The sequence below is a fragment of the Nonomuraea sp. NPDC059023 genome (assembly GCF_042740095.1).
Classification (GTDB): domain Bacteria; phylum Actinomycetota; class Actinomycetes; order Streptosporangiales; family Streptosporangiaceae; genus Nonomuraea.
In genome coordinates, this window is record NZ_JBHYIO010000034.1 from 126,342 (window position 1) to 149,320 (window position 22,979).

Here is a 22,979-nt window from a genome sequence, read left to right on the forward strand (position 1 = left end):
TCGCTTCTCACGTCGGACAGACGCCCCACCGCAACGGCCCTTCGTGAGCCCCCACCCACGGAAGGCCCGCCGGCTACTGGGTGTCCCTGCTTTGCCGGTCGGGTGTTACCAGCGGAGGAGGGCGGCTACTCCGTTGTAGTCGGCCAGGGCTTCGGCGCCGGTTGTGGTGAGGATGGTCAGGGTCACTCCGGTGTTCAGGGCGGCCTCGATCATGCGTTCGCCCAGGTCGGGTTCGGGGTCGGAGGGGACGCCTGCCGGTGCGTGGTCGTACAGGTAGCCGTCCAGGCCCTTGAAGCCCGACCACTTCGCCGACTCCTCCAGCAGCAGGTGGTCTACCCGGCCTTCGTTGAGCAGGGCGAGGGTTTGGTTGAGGCCCAGGGAGCCTCGGCCGCCGGACTTGGCCGCGTCCACTGCCCTTGCCGCCAGGGCGGCGTCGCGGCGTTCGCGGGTGGCGGCCAGTTCCGGGGCCACGTGCTTGGCCGCCTCCGCGGGTGGGAGGGTGTCGACGATGGTGTCCACCTGGACGACGTCCAGGGGATGTACCGCCCCGGCCAGCACCTCGGTCAGCTCCACGTCGCCGATCAGCAGGACGTCCGTCCAGCCGCGGGACCTGGCCTGGCGGGCGATCTCCGGGGCGCTGCCGTGGAGGTTGCGGCGCAGGTGGTCCTCGACGCGGCGTTGGAACCGGTCGGTCTGGGTGGAGCTGGACTGCGCGGTTCCGCCCGGACCCGGGCCGCGCATGGGGCGCCAGTCCTCGGTGTCGATCTCGTAGGTCTTGTGCTCGATCTCCTCGGCGACGCCGTACCGGAGGTCGATGAGGCGCACGCCGTCCCGTGAGACGAGCACCAGACCGGCGGGGGCGCTGGTGGCCATGGCGGTGAGCAGCGGGCGGACGTAGGCGGTGGATTCGAGCACGGCGCAGTCCTCGATCGGGACCTGCAGCTTGATCGTGCGGACGTCGTGGTCGCTGACCGAGGCGAACAGCGCCCGTCCGATCCCGGATTCGGTGGCATCGAGAAGTTCGAGGATGTCCGGCTCCAGCGCTTCGAGCCGGCGGAACACAGCCTCGCGGCGTTCGCGATCCGGCCAGGTGTTGACGTGATCCCGAATCGCGGACAGCTCATTCCTGAGCCGGATCCCGCGGGCGGGCCGGGTGGAGGCCTCCTCGCGAGGGTCGGCGGTGGTGTACAGCGACACCACGCCCGCCTCGTCCTTCATGGCGGCGAGCTCGCGGAGGAAGGTCTGATCGAACACGGCAGTTCTCCGTTCTCCGGCATCGAGTCACTACCGACTCTAAAAACCCCAACCCACCACAAACCCCACCTCTACCGGATATTTCCCCGCGTTTTACCCCCACCTTGATCCCAGCCGCTCCCTCACCACCGGGCAAACACACCTCGGCAGTCGGTCCCGGGACACCACCAAAGCCACCACCTCCGGCAACGCCTACAAGCCCTCGCCTGACCACACATCGGGGCACTCTGGCCTCGGGTGACGGACCTCCGGGGGTTCTGCCCTGGGTGGTGCCTCAGGGCTTGGGCGTGGGGTGGCCACCGCTGTGGTGCTGCCAAGGGGCGCCGCTGCCCGAGGTGGGGCCGCGGGAACGGGCCGGCGAAGCGCCGTAACGGTGGGGACCACGTCCGACGTGAGAAGCGATCCCCCCGACCTGCGCCCGCCCACGTCGGCGGGTGGCGTGGGCGGGGGCCGGCCGTAACTTGGAGGCGGGGGGAAAGGCCAACCGGCGGAGGTCCGCAAGCCCGGTCCGCAAGCCCGGTCCGCAAGCCCGGTCCGCAAGCCCGGTCCGCAAGCCCGGGACGCAAACCGGGACGCAAGCCACAGCGGGTCTAGCGGCCGCGTCGAGCGGGCGCGGAAAAGGCGCGGCTAATACTCCGGAGAAGATCTACGAGAGCGCGTCAAAGCCTGCGCGGAGGTTGGCGAGGCGCTCGGTGAGGTCGGTGAGGGGGGCGGTGAGAACCGGGTCCGGGGACTTGCGGGCCAGTTCGCGCACCCTCGCCAGTTCGTCCTCCACCGCGGCCAGCCGGCGGGAGAGTTCGGGCAGGACCGAGCCCTGGACGGAGGCGCCGGGCGGCAGTTCGGCGGCCATGCGGTCGCGCAGCAGCGACGCCTGCTCGGCCAGGCGCTTGTTCATGTTGTAGAGCTCGGCGAACACCGACACCTTCGCCCGCAGCACCCACGGGTCGAACGGCTTGGTGAGGTAGTCGACGGCGCCGGCCGCGTAACCGCGGAAGGCGTAGTCGGGGGCGCTGTCGACCACGGTCAGGAAGATGATCGGGATGTTCCGGGTACGCTCGCGCCGCTTGATGTGGGCGGCCGTTTCGAAGCCATCCATGCCGGGCATCCGCACGTCCAGCAGGATGAGCGCGAACTCGGTGTTGAGCAGCGCCTTGAGGGCATCCTCGCCCGACTTGGCCCGTACGGGCACAAGGTCGAGGGAGCTGAGGATGGCCTCCAGGGCGATGAGGTTCTCCTCCCGGTCGTCGACCAGGAGGATCTTCGCTCGTTCCGGCACTCGATCACGATCCTTCTGCTGAGTCGGTCGTGCTCACCCGCCCACGGCTGAGCCAACCGCGCAGCCGTTCGAGCAGGCGGTCCACGTCGACTGGCTTGGGCACGTAGTCAGAGGCACCTGAGGCGATGCTCTTCTCACGATCGCCCCGCATGACCTTAGCGGTCAACGCGATGATCGGCAGGTCTGCGAACTGTGGCATGCGGCGGATTGCCGAGGTCGTGGCCCAACCGTCCATCTCGGGCATCATGATGTCCATCAGGACGAGAGCCACATCCTCGTTGCGCTCCAGCTGCTCGATGCCCTCGCGGCCGTTCTCGGCGTAGACGACGGTGGAGCCGTGGCGTTCGAGGACGCTGGTGAGGGCGAAGACGTTGCGGATGTCGTCGTCCACGATGAGGATCTTGGCGCCGGACAGCGGGTCGTCGCCCTTCCACTTGCTGGTCTCGACCTGCTCCGACAGCTCGGGCAGCTGGAGGTCCATGGGCAGCGGGGGTTCCGGCATCGTCACCGTGGGCTCCTCCACCGGCATCGCCAGCACCTGGCGCCGGGCCGTGCCGCCGTCGCCGGCCGGGAGCGGGCCGTTGTAGGAGGCGGGCAGGTAGAGGGTGAACGTGCTGCCCTTGCCGAGTTCGCTGTCGACGTGGATCTCGCCGCCGAGCAGGCGGGCGATCTCACGACAGATCGACAGCCCGAGGCCGGTGCCGCCGTACTTGCGGCTGGTGGTGCCGTCGGCCTGGCGGAACGCCTCGAAGATGACCTCCCGCTTGTCCGGCGCGATGCCGATGCCGGTGTCGACCACCTCGAAGGCGAGCAGGTCGTCGGCCTCGCGCAGGATCGCGTCGTCGTACTCGATGCCGGACGGCGCGCGGACCACGCGCATCTTGACCTCGCCCTTCGGCGTGAACTTCACCGCGTTGGACAGCAGGTTGCGCAGCACCTGCTGCAGCCGCTGCTCGTCGGTGTGCAGCTCCAGCGGTACGCCCTCGTCGACCTCGACGCTGAAGGCCAGGCCCTTGTCCTGGGCCAGCGGCGCGAACGCCGCGTCGACGTAGTCGACCAGCTTCGGCGTCGAGAGCGTGGCCGGGTGGATGTCCATCCGGCCCGCCTCCACCTTGGACAGGTCGAGCATGTCGTTGATCAGCTGCAGCAGGGCCGAGCCGGCGCCGTGGATCGTGCGGGCGAACTCCACCTGCTGCGAGGTCAGGTTGCCCTCGGCGTTCTCGGTGAGCAGCTTGGCCAGCACGAGCAGGCTGTTGAGCGGGGTACGCAGCTCGTGCGACATGTTGGCCAGGAACTCCGACCGGTAGCGGTTGGAGACCGCGAGCTGCTCGGCCCGCTCCTCCAGCGTCCGCCTGGCCTGCTCGATCTGGAAGTTCTGGATCTCGATCGCGCGGTTCTGCTTGGCCAGCAGGCCCGCCTTGTCCTCCAGCTCGGAGTTGGAACGGCGCAGCTCCTCCTGCTGGCGCTGCAGCTCGTCCGAGCGTTCCTGCAGCTCACGGGTGAGGCGCTGGGAGTCGGTGAGCAGGTCCTCGGTGCGGGAGTTGGCGATGATGGTGTTCATCGTGACGCCGATGGTCTCGACGAGCTGGGTGAGGAAGTCGAGGTGGACCTCGCCGAACGGCGTGAAGGAGGCCAGCTCCAGCACGCCAAGCACCCGGCTCTCGAACAGGATCGGCAGCACCACGATCTGCGCCGGCGTGGAGGAGCTCAGGCCGCTGTCGATGGTGATGAAGGCGGCCGGCACGTTGTCGAGGATGATGTGCCTGCCCTCGGCCGCCGCCTGGCCGACCATGCCTTCGCCGATGGCGAACATCTGCCTCGGGCCGCGGTCGGGGCGGACGCCGTAGCCGCCGATGAGGACGAGGTCGTGCTCGCCCTCGGGGGCGCGGCCGTAGAAGGCGCCGTAGCGGGCGGAGACGAGCGGCGTCAGCTCGCTCATGATCAGCTTGGCCACCTCGAACAGGTCGCGGTGGCCCTGCATGAGCCGGGAGATGCGGGCCAGGTTGGACTTGAGCCAGTCCTGCTCCTGGTTGGCCTGGGTGGTCTCGCGGAGGTTGGCCACCATGTAGTTGACGTTGTCCTTGAGCTCGGCCAGCTCGCCCTGCGCCTCGACGGCGATGGAGCGGGTCAGGTCGCCCTGGGCGACGGCGCTGGTCACGGTGGCGATGGCGCGTACCTGCGTGGTGAGGTTGCCGGCCAGCTCGTTCACGGACTCGGTCAGCCGCTTCCAGGTGCCTTCGACGCCCTCGACGCGGGCCTGGCCGCCGAGGCGGCCTTCCGAGCCCACCTCGCGGGCGACTCGGGTGACCTCGGAGGCGAAGGACGAGAGCTGGTCGACCATCCGGTTGATGGTGGTCTTGAGCGCGAGGATCTCGCCCTGGGCGTCCACGTCGATCTTGCGGGTGAGGTCGCCGTTGGCCACGGCCGTGGTGACCTCGGCGATGTTACGCACCTGGTAGGTCAGGTTGTTGGCCATGAAGTTGACGTTGTCGGTGAGGTCCTTCCACACACCGGACACGCCCTGCACCCGTGCCTGGCCGCCCAGCTGGCCCTGTGTGCCGACCTCGCGGGCGACTCTGGTCACCTCGTCGGCGAAGGACGAGAGCTGGTCGACCATCGTGTTGAGGGTGTCCTTGAGCTGGAGGATCTCGCCCTGCGCGTCGACGGTGATCTTCTTGGACAGGTTGCCCTGGGCCACCGCGGAGGAGACGGCCGCGATCTGCCGCACCTGGGAGGTGAGGTTGTTGGCCATGAAGTTCACGTTCTCGGTGAGGTCCTTCCAGACCCCGGACACGCCGCGTACCTGGGCCTGGCCGCCCAGCTGGCCCTCGGTGCCGACCTCGCGGGCGACTCGGGTGACCTCGGAGGCGAAGGACGAGAGCTGGTCGACCATGGTGTTCATGGTCGACTTCAGCTCCAGGATCTCGCCCTGGGCGTCCACGTCGATCTTGCGGGTGAGGTCGCCGTTGGCCACGGCGGTGGTGACCTGGGCGATGTTGCGTACCTGGTAGGTCAGGTTGTTGGCCATCGAGTTGACGTTGTCGGTGAGGTCCTTCCAGACGCCGGAGACGCCCTTCACCTCGGCGCGGCCGCCCAGCTTGCCTTCGGTGCCGACCTCGCGGGCGACTCTGGTCACCTCGTCGGCGAAGGACGAGAGCTGGTCGACCATGGTGTTCATGGTCTCCTTGAGCTCCAGGATCTCGCCCTCGGCGTCGACGGTGATCTTCTTGGACAGGTTGCCCTGCGCCACCGCCGTCGCCACGGTCGCGATGCTGCGGACCTGGGAGGTCAGGTTGTTGGCCATGAAGTTCACGTTGTCCGTGAGGTCCTTCCAGACCCCGGACACGCCGCTCACCTGCGCCTGGCCGCCCAGCTGGCCCTCGGTGCCCACCTCGCGGGCGACCCGGGTCACCTCTTCGGCGAACGCCGAGAGCTGGTCGACCATCGTGTTCACGGTGTTCTTGAGCTCGAACATCTCGCCGACCGCGTCGACCGTCACCTTGCGGCTCAGGTCGCCCTTGGCCACCGCGGTGGTCACGACCGCGATGTCGCGCACCTGCGCGGCCACGCGCGAGGACATCGTGTTCACGGCCTCGGTGAGGTCGCGCCAGCTTCCCGACATGCCGCGCAGGTTCGCGCTGCCGCCCAGCCGGCCCTCGGTGCCCGCCTCGCGGGCCACCCTGGTCACCTCGGAGTTGAACAACGCAAGCTGGTCGACCATGCCGTTGATGGCCTTGCCCAGCCTGCGTACCTCGCCTCTGGCCGAGCGGTCGAGGTCGATGCGCCGTGACAGGTCGCCCTTGGCGACGGCGTCGATCACGTCGGCGGCGCCGCTGACCGGGCTCACCAGCGCGTCGATCAGCATGTTCACGGACTCGACGCTCTCGGCCCAGGCTCCGACGCCGGGACCCGGCGTCAGCCGTTCCCCGAACCGGCCCTCCTTGACCACTTCCTTGCGGACGCGTACCAGCTCGTTCGCCAGATGCTCGCGACGGTCGGCCACCTCGTTGAGCAGCAGCCGCACCTCGCTGAGTATCCCTGCGGGAGCATGCGGGACACGACGCCGGAAGTCGCCGTCGCGCCAGGAGAAAAGGGTCTCCAAGATCGGTACTAGGTCCGCCTCGGTGTAGGTCCTTTCCTCCGGATTCGGCGCGATCTTGGCCGTGGTCATGGGGCCTCCTTCACTCCCGGGGTGCCGCCGCGAGTGATTCAAGTCTGTCACGATGAGTAGCTCGTAGTCCTGTCCTTGGATTTACCCCATGTCAGCGGTAATTGTGGTAGGCACGGTGGGATGACTGCATCTCCCCACGCGCTGCTCGCCGCGACGTTCGCGCCGGGTGAGTCAGCCGTGCCCGCGGCCAGGAGGTTCACTCGAGAGGTGATGACCGCCTGGGCGGTCGCCGCCGTGCTGGCGGACGCGGAGCAGATCGCCGGTGAGCTTGCAGCTCAGGTCGCGGACGAGCCGTTCGAGGTGATCTGGAAACATTTCGGCGACGCGGTGCAGGTCGAGCTGCGGCAGCGCACGGCTCCCCAGGCCGACCCGAAGGGTCCTTCGGTCGAGGTGGAGGAGTGGGGGATCACCTTCGCGGGCGATTCCCGTGTCCATTGGGCAAGGCTCACGCTACCGGGTTCGTCGGAGAGAGTCGCGGCCGAATGGTCGGAGGACACCTCCAGGGGCCCCCACTGGCTGGGCTTCCTGGCCGACGCCAGCGACCTTCTCGCCGGTACGCTCGACCCCGACATGGTGCCCGCGATCATCGCCCAGATCGTCGTGCCCAGGCTGTCGAGCTGGTGCGGCGTCTACACCACCGACGGCGCGGTCGGGCCGCTGCGGCTGGCGTACCTGTGGCACGCCGACGAGGCCCGGATCGACGGGCTGCGCGAGGAACTCGCCGGGATCGGCATCGACGAGGCCGACACGCGCGCCACGTCCACCGTCCATCTCGACGGCTCGCAGGTCCTCGCCGTTCCGCTCACCGCGCGTGGCCGTCAGCTCGGCATGATGTGCCTCGGCCGTACGGACCGATTCCCCGACGAGGTCGTGCAGTTCGCCGACGACATCGCCCGCCGCGCCGCGCTCGCGATGGACAACGCCCGCCTGTACGCCCAGCAGGCCGCCGCCAACCGGGCTTTGCAGCGCAGCCTCCTGCCGCCGAACGAGCCCGAGGTGCCCGGCCTCGACTACGGCGTCGTCTACGAGCCCGCCGGCGAGGCCAACGAGGTCGGCGGCGACTTCTACGACCTGTTCGCGGCCGAGGACTCCTGGCGCTTCGCCATCGGCGACGTCTGCGGCACCGGCCCCGAGGCCGCCGCCGTCACCGGCCTGGCCCGCCACACGCTGCGCCTGCTGGCCCGCGAGGGCTACGGCGTGGCCGCCGTCCTGGGCCGGCTCAACCAGGCGATCCTGGAGGAGGGGGAGCGGGCCCGCTTTCTCACGTTGCTCCATGGCGACATCACGCCGATGCCGAGCGGCCTGGAGGTACGCCTGGTGTCGGCCGGCCACCCCGAGGCGCTGCGCCTCAAGCCGAGCGGGGTCGTGGAGGCGGTCACCACGCCGCAGTCGCTGCTCGGCGTCTTCTCCGAGGTGCAGTTCGAGGCCGACACGATCCACCTCGACCACGGCGACGTCCTGCTGGCGGTCACCGACGGGGTGACCGAGCGCCGCAGCGGCGGACGGCTGCTCGACGACGGCGGCGGGCTGGCCAAGCTGCTGGCGGAGTGTGTGGGGCTGTCGGCGCGCGCGGTGGCCGAGCGCATCCGCCGCGCGGCCGAGGACTACGCCCCCGAGCCCAGCGCCGACGACCTGGCCATCCTGGTCCTGCGTGCGCGCTGACTCTCTTTTATGCCCAGGCCTAATGCTGAGTATGTTTCCGGGCGAAATCCAACTGGAGTGCCATTTGCGCAATACGCTCCGACACTACGAGTGAGCCCCGCACCGCGTCATAGGTGTAGATCTCGTGCTCGCGCCCATGCTCGGCGAGTTTCGCCACGTACTTCTCGATCTGCCGCAATGGACAACGTGTGTCGTTCTCGCCGGCGAGAATCAGCACGGGCCCCTTCACCCGGTCCACATAGGTGATGGGCGAGCTGGCCGCGTAGCGTTCCGGCTGCTCGTCCGGGGAGCCGCCGAACAGCGAGCGCTGGTAGGCGCGCAGGCTCTCCGCCTCGTCCTCGTAGCAGGTCTGGTGGCAGGCGATCGGGACCGCGGCGATGCCGGCCCGCCAGTGGTCGGGCTGGACGCCCATGCCCAGCAGCGCCAGGAAGCCGCCCCACGCGGTGCCGGCGAGCACCAGCCGCTCCGGGTCGGCGACGCCGCGCGCCACCACCCACTCGCGCACGGCCGCGACGTCGGCCAGTTCGATGTGCCCGACGTCGCCGTGCAGGGCGTCGCGCCAGGCGGTGCCGTAGCCGGTGGAGCCGCGGAAGTTGACCCGCACCACCGCGTAGCCCGAGTCCACCCACGCGGCGACCTCGGGCGAGTAGGAGTCGCGGTCCTGCGCGGTCGGGCCGCCGTGCAGCAGGAACACGGTCGGGTACGGCGCGGCGCCGTTCTCCGGGCGGGAGATGAGCGCGTGGATGCGTCCGCCGGGGCCCTCGACGTCGATGTCCTCGACCGGGACGCTGGGCGGGGCGGGCGGACCGGCCGGGTTCATCACGACCTGCCCGTTGCTGGAGCGCACCACGGGCGGCCGCGAGCCGCTCGACCAGGAGTACTCCACGTGGCCGCCGGGCCGCGGCGCCGCCTCGTCGATCACGCCGTGCGGGGTCTCGATCGGGGTGAGGCCGCCGCCGCCCAGGTCGTAGCGGTGGAGGTAGCTGCGGGCGCGGTCCTCGCGGGTGATGAGCAGGGCGCGGCCGTCGGCGTACCACTCGGCGTTGAGGTCGCCGGGGTCCTTGAGCCAGATCTCGCGCTGCTCGCCGGAGGCCGGGTCCCAGACCAGCGGTTCGTGGCGGCTGCGGCGCTCATGGAGCGTGAGCAGGCGGCGGTCGCCCATGATGGGGGCGAACCTGAGGCCGACCACGCCCTTGTCGGGGCCGTCGTAGAGCTCGGCGACGGTGTCGCCGCAGGGGCGCACGACGCGTAGCGCGGGGCGGCGGAAGTCGCCGTACTCGCCGTGGTTGATGGCGATGAGGGAGCCGTCGAGGGAGATGTCGGCGACCCAGCCGGCCTCGGTGTGCTCGTAGATGAGCGTGGTGGGCTCGCCGGGCTGGACCAGGTGGATGCGGAAGGAGCCCTCGCCGGCGAGGCTGATGGCGGCGGCGCCGGTGGCCGAGAGCATGATGCCGCCGGGGTGGCCCGCGCGGATGGACGGGTCGACGGGCTCGTCGGGCCCGCCGGTGAACGGCTGCCGCATCCACCCGCCGAGCTCGTCGCCCTCGGGGTCGGCGAACCAGTAGATCCACTGGCCGGTGGGGTCGATGGCGGCGTGGGCGGTGCCTTTGGGCTGCTCGGTGACCTGGCGGGTGACTCCGGCGGTGCGGTCCCAGGCGTAGAGCTCCCAGGTTCCGGTGGCGTTGCTCCTGTAGATCGAGCGGTTCGGGGCCTGGCGCGCCCACGTGGGCAACGTCATTCTCGGCGCCCGGAACCTGGCCTGCCAGCGTTCCTCCGCCTTCATCCGGCGCGTCCCCTCCCTCTGGCACCGCGCGCTTCCCGGGCGCGGTTGGCGTCCAGTATTGCGCCTGTGTCGCGGAAATACTTGAGGAATGTGGGGGAATTTCGGACTAAATACCCCATCGGTAACACGGGTCGCATATGTCCGTCAAGGAACGAGCCTTGATCGTGGTCCTGTCACGAAGATAGACAGTTCAAATGCCACTTGGGTTGACACTTTCCCCAGGTTTTTCTCAGCGAAGAGCCGGGAAATCCTGGCCCGGAGAACATCATCCTCCAGATGCCAGGCACTCGGGCCCATGCGGACGACTTCCGCGACCTCGTCCGGGCCCAGCTCAAGATCGTAGGCGAGCAGGCTCTGTCCGGCCAGAGTGAAGTCCGGCAGACCGCGCGCCACCCGCTCACGCTTGTCCTCGTCGACCGTCAGCAGCCCGAGCTCCTCGACCAGCGGCCGCAGGTGCCCGCTCGCCGGCGTCACCACGACCAGCCGGCCGTCCGCACGCAGGATGCGGGCGAACTCCGGCCCGTTGCGCGGCGCGAAGACGTCGAGCACCACGTCGGCGACGCCGTCGGCGATCGGCAGCGGCTGCCACACGTCACCGACGAACGCCCCGGCCCGTTCGTGCGCCCGAGCGGCCCGCTTCACCGCGTGCTTGGAGATGTCGAAGGCGATCCCGACGGCGGAGGAGTCCAGCGCTCGCGCGAGGTAGTAGCCGGTCCCGGCCCCCGCGTCCACGACGACCGAGGCGCCGGAGCAGATCGAGGCCAGTTCGGCGGCGAGCGGCGCGTAGTGGCCGGCGCCCAGGAACGCCTCCCGGGAGGCGACCATCTGGGGCGTGTCGGCGGTGCCCGGCGGCTTCGAGCCGGTCAGCAGGCTCACATACCCCTGGCGCGCGATGTCGAAGGCGTGACCGGAGGCGCACCGCACCGTGCCCGGCAGCAGTTCGAAGGCGCCCCTGCAGACGGGGCAGACGAGGTACGGGACGGCGTCGGCGAGCATCCGTCCATTGTGGACCTCAGGAGGCGGCGGCCTGGAGGAGGAAGGCCGCGTTGGAGGGAGTCTCGCGGAGTTTGTCGATGAGCAGTTCCGTGCCCTTGCCCCGGTCGAGCGAGGTGAGCATGCGGCGCAGCTTCCACACGATCTGCCGCTCGTGGCCGTCGAGCAGGATCTCCTCGCGGCGCGTGCCGGAGGCGTCGAGGTCGACGGCGGGGAACAGGCGCTTCTCGGCCAGGTCCCTGGTCAGGTGGATCTCGCTGTTGCCGGTGCCCTTGAACTCCTCGTACAGGCTGTCGTCCAGCCTGGAACCGGTGCCGACCAGGGCGGTGGCGAGGATGGTGAGCGAGCCGCCGTCGCGCACGTTGCGCGCGGCGCCGAAGAAGCGCTTGGGCGGGTAGAGGGCGGCGGCGGCCAGCCCGCCGGTCAGTACGCGCCCGGTGCCCGGCGAGAGGTTGTTGTACGCCCGCCCGAGCCGCGTCAGCGAGTCGAGCAGCACGACCACGTCCTTGCCCTGCTCCACCAGGCGCTTGGCGCGCTCGATGGCGAGTTCGGCGACCGCGGTGTGCTCCTGGTCGGGGTGGTCGAAGGTCGAGGAGTAGACCTCGCCGGCGATCGTGGTGCGCATCTCGGTCACCTCTTCCGGGCGTTCGCCGACGAGCAGCACGATGAGGTGGACCTCGGGGTGGTTGGCGGTGACGGCCGCGGCCAGCGCCTGCAGGACCATGGTCTTGCCGGCCTTGGGCGGCGCCACGATGAGCCCGCGCTGACCCTTGCCGATGGGCGCGAACAGGTCGATGACGCGGGTGGTCAGGGAGTCGGTCTCGATGGCGAGCCGTTCCGTGGGATAGATGGGGGTGAGATCGGCGAAGTGCGGCCGCTCGCGCCAGTCGGCGCGGCCGTTGACGCTCTCGACCGAGGTCAGCTTGGCGCCGGACGCGACGGCGACGACCTGGTCGCCGTGGCGCAGCCCGAGCTGCTGAGCCCGGTCGGCGGCGATGCGCAGATCGCCGAGGCGGGCGGTCTTCCCGCGGATGTCCAGCAGGCCGGTGACCTGCCGGGCGGGGGCTTGTGACCGCTGCCGGGGAATGGTTTGGACAGACATGATGACCCTCCTTGAGGGCATGCCGACGCAGGTCGGCTAAGGTGTTGATAGACGGTGGGCCGGACCTCAACACGGGCGGGGCCACCGAAAGGGGAGTGCAGCGGAGCCATGAGCTCGACGCTGCTCGAAACGTATCACACGTTCCGATCCCCAGAACGTCTAGCCCTTCGGTGCTATTCCCGGGGGGTCTTCGCTTGTTCGCCCCCCAGGTGTGAAGCACAACGGCGTAGAACGTGTCAAGCGGGCTGCAGGGCCGCTGCAATCCGCTGAGGCTTTCATAGATGTGAGAGAACGTCCTAGGGGGACCGCCATCATGACCAGCACCCAGTGCCCGAGGTGTCAGACCGAGCTCGACGAGGGCCCGATCATGTACCGCTGCTCCACGTGCCGCCGCGCCGTCTACGCCGCGGACCTGGAGAACGACTACGTCGCCAGGCACTCGGTGGCCGCTTAGCCCTAATCTGGGCGGATGCCCCACCCATCGACGACCGTGGCAGGCGTCGAGATCACACCACTGTGCGACGCCGTCGGCCCCATGGGCCCGGCTCTCCGCCTGCCGTTCCTGGAGACCTTCCCCGGCGCTCACGCCGACGAGGGCCTGTGGATCCTGCACTTCCACTGCTACCTGCTGCGCGGGCGGGACGGCCGGCTCACGCTCGTGGACACGGGCGTCGGCGCGGCCGACTCGCCCGCCGCGGCCTGGGCGCCGGTGCCCGGCCGCCTGCTCGCCGAACTGGCCGCGGCCGGCGCCGCGCCCGAGGACGTGGACACGGTCGTCATCACGCACCTGCACAGTGACCACTGCGGCGGCTCGGTGACCGGCGGCAGGCCCGTCTTCGCCAACGCCCGCCACGTGGTCCAGCGCGCCGAGGTCGAGGCCGTCTCCGACACGATCAGGACCGCCGTGCTCGATCCTCTCCGCGACGGGCTGCACGTCGTCGACGGCGACACGGAGATCTCCCCCGGCCTGTGGGTACGGCTCACGCCCGGCCACACGGCCGGCCACCAGATCGTCGAGACCGAAGGCGTCACCGTGTTCGGGGACATCCTCCACCACCCGGTGCAGCTGGCCGACCCGTCGATCCGCTACGTCTACGACGACGATTCCGACCTGGCGGCCAAGACCCGTCTGGAGCAGGTCGCCCGGGTGCGCGCGCGACACACGCTGCTCGCCACGTCGCATTTCCCCGAACCCTTCGTCCAGCTGTGACATCAAGGAGGGGACAGTTCCATTGAGCGGGGGAATTCCATGAAGGTCCTGGCGGGTGTCGTGCTGAGCGCCGCGCTGGTCGTGCCGGTGACGGCCCAGGCGGCCACGGCGGCACAGGAGAAGCTGGTCTACTTCTCCTACGACAAGAGCGGCAAGGTGCGGGCGTACGAGAAGGGCGAAGGCTGGCGCACGCTGGCCGGCACCGGCGCGATGCCGCAGATGGCGGCGGCGCCCGACGGCCGTAAGGCGGCCTGGATCACCGACAAGGGCAAGCTGGTCGTGAAGGCGGGCCGCACGCTCACCACGGTCGCGACGAAGCTCCAGGGCGGCACGCCCTGCCTGACGCCGACGTGGTCGGCCGACTCCAAGCAGGTCGCCTACGTCAAGGGCGAGACGGTCATAGCGGTCAGGGCCGACGGCACCGGCGCGCGCAAGCTCGGCTCGACCAAGGGCGTCTGCCATCTGGCCTGGTCGGCCGACGGCCGCTACCTGGCCGGGTACACCGGCGAGGCCGACGCCCTCTACCTGCTCGACACGAAGACCGGCAAGGACGACAGGGTCAAGGGCGTCAAGTCGATCACCCACGTGCAGAGCCTGTCGCCTGACGGGAGCAAGGCGGTCGTGCAGGTCCCGTCCGACCCGGAGACGCCGGGCGACGGCACGTGGCCGTCGGCGTTCACGCCGGTACTCATTGACACGGCCACGGGCAAGAAGCGGGCGATCCCGGTGAAGGGCCGGCTGACCGGCGCGTTCTACCGGCCCGACGGCAGCATGGTGGTCAGGACGGCCGGCAAGATCGTCATCCTCGACCGGAACGGCGAGGAGGTACGCCGCCTGGCCGAGCCCGCGGGCGCCAAGGACGCGGCCCTGCTCCAGGTCAGCGGCCTCAGCGGCCTCAGCGGCTGACCAGCGGCGCGTGCTCGTGCAACAGCCCTGAGGGCAGGGCGACGAGGGCGGTCAGGCCACCGTACGGTGAGGGTCCGAGCCGGACCCTGATGTCGTGCCTGGCCGCCAGCCGCGCCACCACGAACAGCCCGAGCCGGTCGCTCTGCGCCAGGTCGAACTCGGGCGTCTCCTCAAGGCGCGCGTTGAGCTCGTCGATCTCGGCGCGCTGCAGGCCGAGGCCGCGGTCCTCGATCTCGATGGTCAGCCCGTGCGGCGTGGTCGTGCTGCGCAGGTCCACGCGCGTCTGCGGCGGCGAGAAAAGCGTGGCGTTCTCCACCAGCTCGGCGACGAGGTGGGCGACGTCGGTGACCGCGGCGCCGGACAGCGCGAGCGGGGGCGGCTGGAGGATCTCCACCCGCTGGTACTCCTCCACCTCGGCGACGGCGGCGCGCAGCACGTCGAGGATCGGGACCGGGTTGCGCCAGCCGCGTCCCGGCGCCTGTCCCGACAGGATGATGAGGCTCTCGGCGTGCCGGCGCATGCGCGTGGTCAGGTGGTCGAGCTTGAACAGGTCGGCCAGCGCCTCGGGATCCTCGGCGCCCCGCTCCATGCTGTCGAGCTGGAGAAGCTGGCGGTGCAGTAGCGACTGGTTGCGCCGGGCGAGGTTGACGAAGACCTGGTTGACGCCGTGGCGGAGCCTGGCCTGGCCGACGGCGGCCTCCACCGCGGTGGACTGCACACTGTTGAACGCCTGCATGATGTCGCGCACCTCGGAGGTGTTGGCCGCGACCTCCAGCGGGATGACCTGGACCGGCTCCGGGGCCTGGGTCGTGGTGGCCTTCAACCGCTGGACGAGGCCGCGCAGCCGTACCTCTGCCAGCTCGGCGGCGGCGGCGCGGAGGGCGGCGAGCTCGCGCACGAGGCGGCGGCGGAAGCGCAGGGACAGCGCGATGGAGGCGATGACGGCGAGCAGCCCGACGCCGCCCGCGATGCCGATCTTGATCAGGATGGCGTTGGCGGCCGGGTTGACCCGGGCCACAATGCCCTGGACGGCGAAGGTCTGGTTGCGCTCGACCGCGGCCCACAGGTTGTCGGCGTCGGTGGGCCAGGTGGCCGCGCCCGCGGGCAGGCCGTTGACGGTGGCCGGGCCGCGCAGGAGGTCTTCGAGTTCGAGGAACTCGCGGTAGGCGGGCCCCTGGGTCAGGCTCTCGTACGGCAGCCGCAGCCCGGGATCGAGCTGGGCCAGCGCCTGGGTGTAGAGCAGCCGTCGGGTCGCCACCATCCCGGTGAACGTCTCGCGCTCGGCCTTGCCGACCTTGCCGGCGGCCAGCACGACCACGACGACGGCCCGTTCGCGGGCGAGCAGTTCCTTGGCCTCGCCGAGCATGGTGACGGCGTGCGCCTGCCGGTAGAGCGAGGTGTCGGGGACCAGGACCATGACGTCGTGCAGACGGTAGACGGCGTCCACGATCCGGTTGTAGCCGATGATCACGTCGAGGGCGCGCGGGGCGCCGCCGGAGGTGATGCGCCGGATGTCGGGCAGTTGTTCCAGAGCGGTGTTGAGGCCGCGCAGCTGGGTGTCCATCTCGGGGGAGATGTCCCGCTGCTCGGCGGCGAGCCGGTGGAAGCGGGTCAGCGCCCGGTCGGTCAGCCCCCGCTGTTTGGCCACCTGGGCGCTCTGCCGCTTTCCCGAGACGTGCTCGACGGAAAGGTGCCGCTCCTGCTGGAGCTGGACGATGACCTGCTCGGCCGGGTCGGACAGGTTGGTGACCAGTTTGTTGATCTCCAGGAGGCGCAGTCCGTCGCCACCGGTCAGTCCCGCGGCGAACGCCCACAGGCCCACCAGCGAGATGAGCGGGACGAAGAGCAGGACGAGGAGCTTGAGCGCAATGGGGCGGCCACGCTGGGGGGGCATCCGACCTCCGGGTGCACGATGAGAGCGCCTCGCACGATACACCGAACACCCGGATAAATGGGGCTAAGCCGGACCATCCTCCGGCCGCCGCTGGGCAGGTGCCCCGGCGACCAACTGATCCTCGGAGTGGCGCTCGCGCTCCAGCTTGCGTTCGAGCTCCCGCTTCTCCTCCTCCAGTCGGACGGCCTCGGAGCGGTTGTGCCGCAGCGCCCTGCGGCGCTTGGCCGCGCGGCGGGAACCGGAGTTGACCATCGCGATGCCCAGCAGCAGGACCGCCGCGACGACGGCGCCCGCGACGAACATCTCCAGATGGTTCGGCGCGAAGCCGTAGCCGAAGACGGTGAAGGAGGCGTCGGTGGCGGTCGCGCTCGGTTCCATCGACGCGACCACGATCGCGCCGGTGGCGATCAGGACTAGGACAAGACCCAAAACGATCATCTGAACTCACCTCGACCGTCGCTCTGCCCCGACAGGGCCGCGATATGCGGGGCCCTTGCCGTGTCGCTCGGCTTTTGGCCGGTCAGACCATCAGGATGGTGACATGAGACCCGGACCAGGACAGGTGCTGCACTTCTCGGAAGACCCGACGATCAAGCAGTTCGTGCCGCATGTCGCGAAGACCTCGGTGCTGCGCGAGTCATACGTCTGGGCCGTCGGCCCGGAGCGCTGTCCCGACTACTGGTTCCCGCGCGCCTGCCCGAGGGCGCTGGCGTGGAAGGGCCCGCGCACGACCGAGCGCGACGCCGAGCGGATCATCGGCGCGGGCTGCGGCGAGCGCGTGCACGCCATCGAGTACGGCTGGCTCAAGGCGATCATGGAAGTCCGGTTGTTCGCCTACCGCCTGCCCGCCGACCCCTTCGAGCCCATCGGCGACCCGCCGCACGCGGTCGTGGCCCAGGTCCCCGTGCGGCCGCTCGGCCCGCCCGAGCCGGTCACCGACCTCATCGACCTGCACGAGGAGGCGGGGATCCAGTTGCGCGTGCTGGACAACCTCTGGCCGTTCTGGAACGAGGTCACCGCCAGCACGCTGGAGTTCAGCGGGATACGGCTGCGGAACGCTCGTCGATGAGCGCCTGAAGTTTGGCCACGGGCATCGAGCCGGGCGGCAGCTTCTCGCGGGCCGCCCGGTTGGCCTCGCGCTGCAGCACCTCGTTCACCGGAGCCGGCCGGCCGAGTTCGCGCGCCAGCAGCACGATCTCGCCGTTGAGGTAGTCGGCCTCGATGCTGCCCGCGCCTCTGGCCAGGCTCTGCCAGGACGACCCGCCGCCTCTGGCGACGCCGTCTATCGGGGCGAGGTCCACGAGGTGGCCGCGCACGCGCCGTTCGTCGTCCTGGGTGGTGAAGGCGATCCCGGCCGCGTCGAGCAGGCCCATCGCCTCGGTCCTGGCCTGCCGGTGGATGTCGCCGAAGCCGCCGGGCTCGCACAGGGCCTCGGCCGCGTTGCCGAGGTTGCCGAGCAGTTTGCCGTGCTTCCAGCGCATCACATCCGGTACGGCCCGCGCCACGAACCCACTCCGGGTGAGGTCGTCGGTCATCCGGGTCGCCAGGTCGTCCACACCCTGTGGATAACGTCCTACGTGCAGCATGCCGGGGTGCGGCGCGCCGTACGAGATGACCACGCCCGGCTCCAGGTGCAGGGCGGGCAGCCAGACGCACATGCCATAGACCCGCTCGAACCTCCGCAGCGCGACAGGTTCGTTGCAGACGCCGTTCTGGGCCAGGACGACCGGGAGGTCGCGCGACCACGGGTCCAGGGCGGCGACGGTGTCCTGCGACTTGGTCGCCAGGACGATCACGTCGTCGTCGCCGGTGGGGACGGGGCGGTCGGCCACCGGAATGTCCAGCGTCTCCGCGCCGGACGGGGAGATCAGTTTCATGCCGCTCGCGCGGAGGGACTCGTAGTGGGCGCCGCGGGCGATCAGCAGCACATCATGGCCGCCCTGGAAGAGCTTGGCCCCGATGGTGCCGCCAACGGCGCCGGCGCCGATCACGATATAGCGCATGATCCGAGGCTACTAGGCGCCGGAGCGGCGACCAGTCCCCGGTTGCGCTCGCGCAGGATCGTCTTCAGCACGCGCCAGCCGTCGCGTACGGCGTGCAGGTTGCTCTCGCCGTGGATGCGGCAGTGCTCGTGGCTCGGCACTTCCTGGATGAGCAGACCGGCCTGGGCGGCCCGTACGTTCATCAGCGTCTCGATCTCGAAGCCGTCGCAGTCGAGCGCCATCGCGTCGAGGTGCCTGGCCCAGAACGCGTTGTAGCCGTAGCAGAGGTCGGTGTAGCGCGTTCCATAGAGCAGGTTGGTCAGGCCGGTCAGGACCCGGTTGCCGAACGAGCGCAGCACACTGATGTCGCTGGAGCCGCCGCCGGGCGCGTAGCGCGAGCCCTTGGCGAAGTCGGCGCCCTCGATCAGGGCCTCGACGAACAGGCCGATCTCGCGGCCGTCGGTCGAGCCGTCCGCGTCGATCATGACGATGATGTCGCCCTTGGCGGCGGCGAAACCGGCGATGAGGGCGTTGCCCTTGCCCCGGCCGGTCTGCGTGACGACGTGAAGGTCGGGACGGAGCCTGCGGGCGACCGCGACGGTGTCGTCGGTCGAGTTGCCGTCCACCAGGATGACCTCGTCGATCCAGGAGGGCAGCGTTGCGAAGACGTGGGGCAGGTTCTCGGCCTCGTTCATTGCCGGGACCACGACGGTGACACTGGTGGAGAGCTTCATGTGAGCAAGGTCTCCCCGGGTGCCTGCAGGCGGCTTGACATTGCCTTGCACCTGCAAAGGATCTATAACCTTAGATCATGATTTCTGCCCAGAAAACGATAGAAGCGCACCTCGCCGCCATCGCCGGCCGTGATCTGGAGGCCTACGCGGAGACCCTGCACGACGACGTGATCGTGGTCCTCCCGAACGGGAAGACGCTCGAAGGCCGCGAGGCAGTCCTGGAGTTCCACCGTGAGTGGTTTTCCGAGCTTGACTGGACGCAGAAAATGTGCCGGATTTGGGAAAAGGAGACCGAAGGCACCCTGGTCTCGGTCTACGAGGCCGACTACCACGAGGGCGACTACCACGCGCGCAACCTCGTCAGCCTCGTCTTCACCCGTGTCGGCGACGCCTGGCTCCTCCTGCACGACCAGAACACGCGGTTGTAATCTCCGCCTATGACGATGACCGTCGAGCGCAACGGCATCAACGCGGTGCCGCAGGACGAGCGGCGCGGCAGGCCGTTCGACCTGGTCTGGCCCTGGGCGGCCGCGAACCTGTCCCTGTTCGGCATCGCCTTCGGCGTCTACATCGTCGGGCTCGGGCTCGGCGTGGTGCCCGCGATCGCCGCCGGGGCCCTCGGTTACCTGCTCTCGTTCGGGCTGGTCGGCCTCGTGGCCATCGGCGGAGCCCGTTCCGGCGTCCCGACAATGACGCTCGGCCGCGCCGCGTTCGGCATCCAGGGCAACAAGCTGCCCGCGCTGCTGTCCTATGTCTCGAACGTCGGCTGGGAGACCGTCCTGGTCACGCTCTCCGCGCAGGGCGGCGCCGCCATCCTGACCCGGCTCGCGCCGGGTCTCGGCCAGACGAGCGCGCTGGCGATCTGCTTCGTGGTCGCCGCCCTGGTCACGATCGCCGTCGGCGTGTACGGCCACGCCATGATCATGACCGTCCAGCGGTACCTGACCTATGCCTTCATCGTCCTGACGGTCGTCTACATGGCGCTCATGCTGCCCAAGCTGGGCGTCTCCCTGCCCTCGACCGGCGGCCCCGGAGCCTGGGCGGGCGGCGTGATCTTCGCGATGACCCTCCTGGGCCTCGGCTGGGTCAACTGCGGCGCCGACTACTCCCGCTACCTGCCCGCCCGATCCAAAGGCTCGGCGATCACGCTCTGGACCACGCTGGGCGGCGCGCTGCCGCCGATGGTCCTGCTGGTGTTCGGCGTGCTGCTGGCGGGCGGCGACCCCAAGCTGGCCGAGTCGGCCGCCGCCGACCCCGTGGGCGCGCTGGCCGCCGCGCTGCCGACGTGGTTTCTGCTGCCGTACCTGCTGGCCGCGATCGGGGGGTTCCTGGCCGGGGCGATCATGGACATCTACTCGTCCGGGCTGTCCATGCTGGCGCTGGGCGTACCGGTGAAGCGGCACCTGGCCGTGCTGTTCGACGGCGTGCTGATGATCCTCGGCGGCTACTACCTGCTGTTCGTCTCGGGCAACTTCCTGGCCACCTTCCAGGCGTTCCTGTCGATCATCGGGGTGGTCATGGCCGCCTGGGTCGCGGTCTTCCTGGTCGACATGTGGCGCCGCGGCAGCCGGTACGACGAGGGGCTGCTGCGCGCCGGTGGACCGGCCTTCAACTGGCCCGGCCTGATCGCGCTCGTGGCCGCATCCGTCACCGGGCTCGGCCTGATCACCTCCGCCGACCCGAACATCGCCAACGTCGTCGGCTTCCTCATGAGCGAGTCGATGCGGGCCGGCACGTTCGGCGCCGCCAACGTGGGCGTCGTCGTGGCGCTCGTGCTCGGCGGCCTGCTGTACTTCCTGATCACGCTCGTGTGGCGGCCCCCGGCTGCCAGAATGGGACGATGATCGCAGACTGGGTCGCCAAGTTCGCAGACGATGTCATCGCCGAGGCGGATCGTCGCGCACCGGGCAAACCGATCGTCTGCGCCTCGGGCCTGAGCCCGTCCGGTCCGATCCACCTGGGCAACCTGCGCGAGGTCATGACCCCGCACCTGGTCGCCGACGAGATCCGGCGCCGCGGGCGGGCCTGCGTGCACCTGCTGTCCTGGGATGACTACGACCGGTTCCGCCGCGTACCGGCCGGGGTCGACCCGTCCTGGGCCGAGCACGTCGGCAAGCCGCTGACCTCCGTGCCCGCGCCGCCCGGCAGCGAGCACGCGAGCTGGGCCGAGCACTTCAAGGCGCCGCTGACCGCCGCACTGGCCGAGCTCGGCATCGAGGTCGAGGCCATCAGCCAGACCGAGCGCTACACCGCCGGCGCCTACCGCAAGCAGATCCTGCGCGCGATGGAGCACCGGGTCAAGATCGACGCGATCCTGGAGCAGTACCGCACCAAGGCCGTCGAGCGCTACTCGCCGTACAAGCCCTACTGCGCGCTCTGCGAGCGCGACCTCACCACCGTCACGGCCTACGACGACGAGAGCACCGAGCTGGCCTACACGTGCGCGTGCGGATTCGGCGAGAGTGTACGGCTGGCCGAGCACGACCGGGGCAAGCTGGTGTGGAAGGTCGACTGGCCGATGCGCTGGGCGTACGAGGGAGTGGTGTTCGAGCCGTCGGGTGTCGACCACCACTCGCCCGGCTCGGCGTGGATCGTGGGCGAGCAGATCGTCGGCGAGGTCTTCGGCGGCGCGCAGCCCATCGGCCCCATGTACGCCTTCGTCGGCATCACCGGCATGGCCAAGATGAGCAGTTCCAAGGGCGGCGTGCCCACCCCGGCCGACGCCCTGGAGATCATGGAAGCCCCGGTCCTGCGCTGGCTGTACGCCCGCCGTAAGCCCGAGCAGTCCTTCAAGATCGCCTTCGATCAGGAGATCCAGCGCCTCTACGACGAGTGGGACGCGCTCGGCCGCAAGATCACGGGTGGCGGCGGGCTGCCCGCCGAGAAGGCCGCCCACACCCGCGCCACCTCCACCGCCGTCGCGGCGCTGCCCGCCACGCCCCACCCGGTCGCCTACCGCACGCTGGCCTCGATCGCCGACATCACCACCGGCGACGAGCGCCAGACCCTGCGCATCCTGGCCGACGTCGACGGCGTCGCCGCCCTGGACGAGGTGCGTCCGCGCCTCGACCGCGCCCAGCGCTGGGTGGACACGCAGGTGCCCGCCGAGCAGCGCACCCGCGTCCGCGACAGTGCCGACGCCGAACGCCTCGACGCGCTCGACGACGACAGCGCCGCGTCGGTGCGCCTGCTGCTCGACGGCCTCGACGAGCACTGGTCGGTCGAGGGCCTCACCACGCTGGTGTACGGCGTGCCGAAGCTCGTGGCCGGTCTCCCGGTGGACGCCAAGCCGACTCCCGAGCTGAAGCAGGCGCAGCGGGCCTTCTTCGCGCTGCTGTACCACCTGCTGATCGGGCGGGACACCGGGCCGCGGCTGCCGACCCTCCTGCTGGCCGTGGGGGCCGACCGGGTGCGTACCCTCTTGACCCCATGAGAGCGGTCATCCTGATCACCGGCATCTCCGCTTCCGGCAAATCCACGGTCGCCCAGGCGCTGGCCGAGCGGCTGCCGAGGTCGGTACACGTGCGCGGCGACGTCTTCCGCAAGATGGTGGTCAACGGCCGCGCCGAGATGTCGGCGGAGCCGTCCGAGGAGGCGCGGCGCCAGCTCCGCCTGCGCTACGCGATCGCCGCCGAGGTGGCCGACCGCTACTTCGAGGCGGGGTTCACACCGGTTCTGCAGGACGTCGTGCTGGGTCCCGATCTGGAGACCGTCACCAAGCTGATCCGCAGCCGCCCGCTCCACGTCGTGGTGCTCGCGCCGTCGGCGGAGTCCGTCGAGCGGCGCGAGCGCGAACGGCCCAAGACGGGCTACGGCGACTGGACGGTCGCCCAGCTCGACCAGGTGCTGCGGACACAGACGCCGCGCATCGGCCACTGGATCGACTCCAGCGGCCTGAGCGTGGACGAGACCGTGCGGGACATCCTGGCGGCCCTGGAACAGCGGTGTCTCCCCGCGCCCCCCGCGCCCGGGGTGACCGGGGGGTGTCAGAGCCCGAGGCTACACGCGCCAC

Annotated in this window: 19 protein-coding genes; 9 read left to right on the forward strand and 10 right to left on the reverse strand. The window is 70.1% G+C overall.

The window, feature by feature from the left end; all coding sequences use genetic code 11:
* Positions 1–105: 105 nt before the first annotated feature.
* The 3 genes from ACFWYW_RS42910 to ACFWYW_RS42920 form a co-directional block, all read right to left on the reverse strand.
* Entirely contained in the window at positions 106–1,254 is a 1,149-nt protein-coding gene (locus tag ACFWYW_RS42910) for a VLRF1 family aeRF1-type release factor (protein WP_379611264.1), read from the reverse strand.
* 646 nt (positions 1,255–1,900) lie between these two features.
* Positions 1,901–2,530: a two-component system response regulator gene (locus tag ACFWYW_RS42915; protein WP_379611265.1), complete on the reverse strand. Its 630-nt coding sequence runs from the start codon at positions 2,528–2,530 to the stop codon at positions 1,901–1,903.
* 4 nt (positions 2,531–2,534) lie between these two features.
* The gene (locus ACFWYW_RS42920) at positions 2,535–6,701 is read right to left on the reverse strand and encodes a HAMP domain-containing protein (RefSeq protein WP_379631435.1); all 4,167 of its coding nucleotides are present in this window, start codon (positions 6,699–6,701) and stop codon (positions 2,535–2,537) included.
* A gap of 120 nt (positions 6,702–6,821) precedes the next feature.
* Between ACFWYW_RS42920 and ACFWYW_RS42925 the strand changes: the two genes are divergently transcribed.
* Positions 6,822–8,363 (forward strand): PP2C family protein-serine/threonine phosphatase, encoded by a 1,542-nt coding sequence (locus ACFWYW_RS42925; RefSeq protein ID WP_379611268.1) that lies wholly within the window; start codon positions 6,822–6,824, stop codon positions 8,361–8,363.
* Between the two features lie 19 nt (positions 8,364–8,382).
* Here the strand turns inward: ACFWYW_RS42925 and ACFWYW_RS42930 are convergent, their stop codons facing one another.
* The 3 genes from ACFWYW_RS42930 to rho form a co-directional block, all read right to left on the reverse strand.
* Positions 8,383–10,146: a prolyl oligopeptidase family serine peptidase gene (locus tag ACFWYW_RS42930; protein ID WP_379611269.1), complete on the reverse strand. Its 1,764-nt coding sequence runs from the start codon at positions 10,144–10,146 to the stop codon at positions 8,383–8,385.
* A 144-nt stretch (positions 10,147–10,290) separates the two neighbouring features.
* Positions 10,291–11,142, reverse strand: coding sequence for a putative RNA methyltransferase (locus ACFWYW_RS42935; RefSeq protein ID WP_379611270.1), 852 nt, complete (start codon positions 11,140–11,142; stop codon positions 10,291–10,293).
* 16 nt (positions 11,143–11,158) lie between these two features.
* On the reverse strand, positions 11,159–12,241 hold the full coding sequence (rho, locus tag ACFWYW_RS42940) for a transcription termination factor Rho (protein ID WP_379611271.1): 1,083 nt from the start codon (positions 12,239–12,241) through the stop codon (positions 11,159–11,161).
* Between the two features lie 313 nt (positions 12,242–12,554).
* Between rho and ACFWYW_RS42945 the strand changes: the two genes are divergently transcribed.
* Genes ACFWYW_RS42945 through ACFWYW_RS42955 form a run of 3 tightly spaced genes read left to right on the forward strand, consistent with a single transcriptional unit; the run spans position 12,555 to position 14,357 of the window.
* On the forward strand, positions 12,555–12,695 hold the full coding sequence (locus ACFWYW_RS42945) for a hypothetical protein (protein ID WP_379611272.1): 141 nt from the start codon (positions 12,555–12,557) through the stop codon (positions 12,693–12,695).
* Positions 12,696–12,710: 15 nt separating this feature from the next.
* Positions 12,711–13,451: an MBL fold metallo-hydrolase gene (locus ACFWYW_RS42950; protein WP_379611273.1), complete on the forward strand. Its 741-nt coding sequence runs from the start codon at positions 12,711–12,713 to the stop codon at positions 13,449–13,451.
* 39 nt (positions 13,452–13,490) lie between these two features.
* The gene (locus ACFWYW_RS42955) at positions 13,491–14,357 is read left to right on the forward strand and encodes a TolB family protein (RefSeq protein ID WP_379611274.1); all 867 of its coding nucleotides are present in this window, start codon (positions 13,491–13,493) and stop codon (positions 14,355–14,357) included.
* On the opposite strand, the gene ACFWYW_RS42960 is transcribed toward ACFWYW_RS42955, so the two are convergent.
* Together ACFWYW_RS42960 and ACFWYW_RS42965 are read right to left on the reverse strand one after the other, a co-directional pair.
* Positions 14,347–16,251 carry a nitrate- and nitrite sensing domain-containing protein gene (locus ACFWYW_RS42960; protein WP_379611275.1) on the reverse strand — a complete coding sequence of 635 codons (1,905 nt, stop codon included), beginning with the start codon at positions 16,249–16,251 and terminating at the stop codon, positions 14,347–14,349. The two genes, ACFWYW_RS42955 and ACFWYW_RS42960, sit on opposite strands and share 11 nt — an antisense overlap.
* 63 nt (positions 16,252–16,314) lie before the next feature.
* Positions 16,315–16,689, reverse strand: a complete 375-nt coding sequence (locus ACFWYW_RS42965) for a hypothetical protein (RefSeq protein WP_379611276.1) — start codon at positions 16,687–16,689, stop codon at positions 16,315–16,317.
* Between the two features lie 103 nt (positions 16,690–16,792).
* Here ACFWYW_RS42965 and ACFWYW_RS42970 point away from each other — a divergent pair, with 103 nt between their 5' ends.
* The gene (locus ACFWYW_RS42970; protein WP_379611277.1) at positions 16,793–17,320 is read left to right on the forward strand and encodes a DUF6886 family protein; all 528 of its coding nucleotides are present in this window, start codon (positions 16,793–16,795) and stop codon (positions 17,318–17,320) included.
* Here the strand turns inward: ACFWYW_RS42970 and ACFWYW_RS42975 are convergent.
* Both ACFWYW_RS42975 and ACFWYW_RS42980 read right to left on the reverse strand, forming a co-directional pair.
* Complete coding sequence (locus ACFWYW_RS42975) at positions 17,286–18,254, reverse strand: ketopantoate reductase family protein (RefSeq protein WP_379611278.1); 969 nt, start codon at positions 18,252–18,254, stop codon at positions 17,286–17,288. The two genes, ACFWYW_RS42970 and ACFWYW_RS42975, sit on opposite strands and share 35 nt — an antisense overlap.
* Positions 18,239–18,967 carry a glycosyltransferase family 2 protein gene (locus ACFWYW_RS42980; RefSeq protein ID WP_379611279.1) on the reverse strand — a complete coding sequence of 243 codons (729 nt, stop codon included), beginning with the start codon at positions 18,965–18,967 and terminating at the stop codon, positions 18,239–18,241. The genes ACFWYW_RS42975 and ACFWYW_RS42980 overlap by 16 nt, the downstream gene beginning before the upstream one ends.
* A gap of 77 nt (positions 18,968–19,044) precedes the next feature.
* On the opposite strand from ACFWYW_RS42980, the gene ACFWYW_RS42985 reads away from it, so the two are divergent.
* The 4 genes from ACFWYW_RS42985 to ACFWYW_RS43000 form a co-directional block, all read left to right on the forward strand.
* The gene (locus ACFWYW_RS42985; protein WP_184958829.1) at positions 19,045–19,395 is read left to right on the forward strand and encodes a DUF4440 domain-containing protein; all 351 of its coding nucleotides are present in this window, start codon (positions 19,045–19,047) and stop codon (positions 19,393–19,395) included.
* A gap of 9 nt (positions 19,396–19,404) precedes the next feature.
* Positions 19,405–20,811: a purine-cytosine permease family protein gene (locus tag ACFWYW_RS42990; RefSeq protein ID WP_379611280.1), complete on the forward strand. Its 1,407-nt coding sequence runs from the start codon at positions 19,405–19,407 to the stop codon at positions 20,809–20,811.
* Positions 20,808–22,400, forward strand: coding sequence for a lysine--tRNA ligase (gene lysS, locus ACFWYW_RS42995; RefSeq protein ID WP_379611281.1), 1,593 nt, complete (start codon positions 20,808–20,810; stop codon positions 22,398–22,400). Before ACFWYW_RS42990 ends, lysS begins: the two co-directional genes overlap by 4 nt.
* Positions 22,397–22,979 (forward strand): AAA family ATPase (locus tag ACFWYW_RS43000; RefSeq protein WP_379641261.1); only part of this gene is annotated, 583 nt, incomplete at its 3' end. The genes lysS and ACFWYW_RS43000, both read left to right, overlap by 4 nt.

Excerpts from the sequence above, each read along its gene's own strand:
- ACFWYW_RS42920 (WP_379631435.1), bottom strand. The coding sequence starts at position 6,701 with ATGACCACGGCCAAGATCGCGCCGAATCCGGAGGAAAGGACCTACACC.
- ACFWYW_RS42925 (WP_379611268.1), top strand. The coding sequence starts at position 6,822 with ATGACTGCATCTCCCCACGCGCTGCTCGCCGCGACGTTCGCGCCGGGT.
- ACFWYW_RS42930 (WP_379611269.1), bottom strand. The coding sequence starts at position 10,146 with ATGAAGGCGGAGGAACGCTGGCAGGCCAGGTTCCGGGCGCCGAGAATG.
- ACFWYW_RS42935 (WP_379611270.1), bottom strand. The coding sequence starts at position 11,142 with ATGCTCGCCGACGCCGTCCCGTACCTCGTCTGCCCCGTCTGCAGGGGC.
- rho (WP_379611271.1), bottom strand. The coding sequence starts at position 12,241 with ATGTCTGTCCAAACCATTCCCCGGCAGCGGTCACAAGCCCCCGCCCGG.
- ACFWYW_RS42945 (WP_379611272.1), top strand. The coding sequence starts at position 12,555 with ATGACCAGCACCCAGTGCCCGAGGTGTCAGACCGAGCTCGACGAGGGC.
- ACFWYW_RS42950 (WP_379611273.1), top strand. The coding sequence starts at position 12,711 with ATGCCCCACCCATCGACGACCGTGGCAGGCGTCGAGATCACACCACTG.
- ACFWYW_RS42955 (WP_379611274.1), top strand. The coding sequence starts at position 13,491 with ATGAAGGTCCTGGCGGGTGTCGTGCTGAGCGCCGCGCTGGTCGTGCCG.
- ACFWYW_RS42960 (WP_379611275.1), bottom strand. The coding sequence starts at position 16,251 with ATGCCCCCCCAGCGTGGCCGCCCCATTGCGCTCAAGCTCCTCGTCCTG.
- ACFWYW_RS42965 (WP_379611276.1), bottom strand. The coding sequence starts at position 16,689 with ATGATCGTTTTGGGTCTTGTCCTAGTCCTGATCGCCACCGGCGCGATC.
- ACFWYW_RS42970 (WP_379611277.1), top strand. The coding sequence starts at position 16,793 with ATGAGACCCGGACCAGGACAGGTGCTGCACTTCTCGGAAGACCCGACG.
- ACFWYW_RS42975 (WP_379611278.1), bottom strand. The coding sequence starts at position 18,254 with ATGCGCTATATCGTGATCGGCGCCGGCGCCGTTGGCGGCACCATCGGG.
- ACFWYW_RS42980 (WP_379611279.1), bottom strand. The coding sequence starts at position 18,967 with ATGAAGCTCTCCACCAGTGTCACCGTCGTGGTCCCGGCAATGAACGAG.
- ACFWYW_RS42985 (WP_184958829.1), top strand. The coding sequence starts at position 19,045 with ATGATTTCTGCCCAGAAAACGATAGAAGCGCACCTCGCCGCCATCGCC.
- ACFWYW_RS42990 (WP_379611280.1), top strand. The coding sequence starts at position 19,405 with ATGACGATGACCGTCGAGCGCAACGGCATCAACGCGGTGCCGCAGGAC.
- lysS (WP_379611281.1), top strand. The coding sequence starts at position 20,808 with ATGATCGCAGACTGGGTCGCCAAGTTCGCAGACGATGTCATCGCCGAG.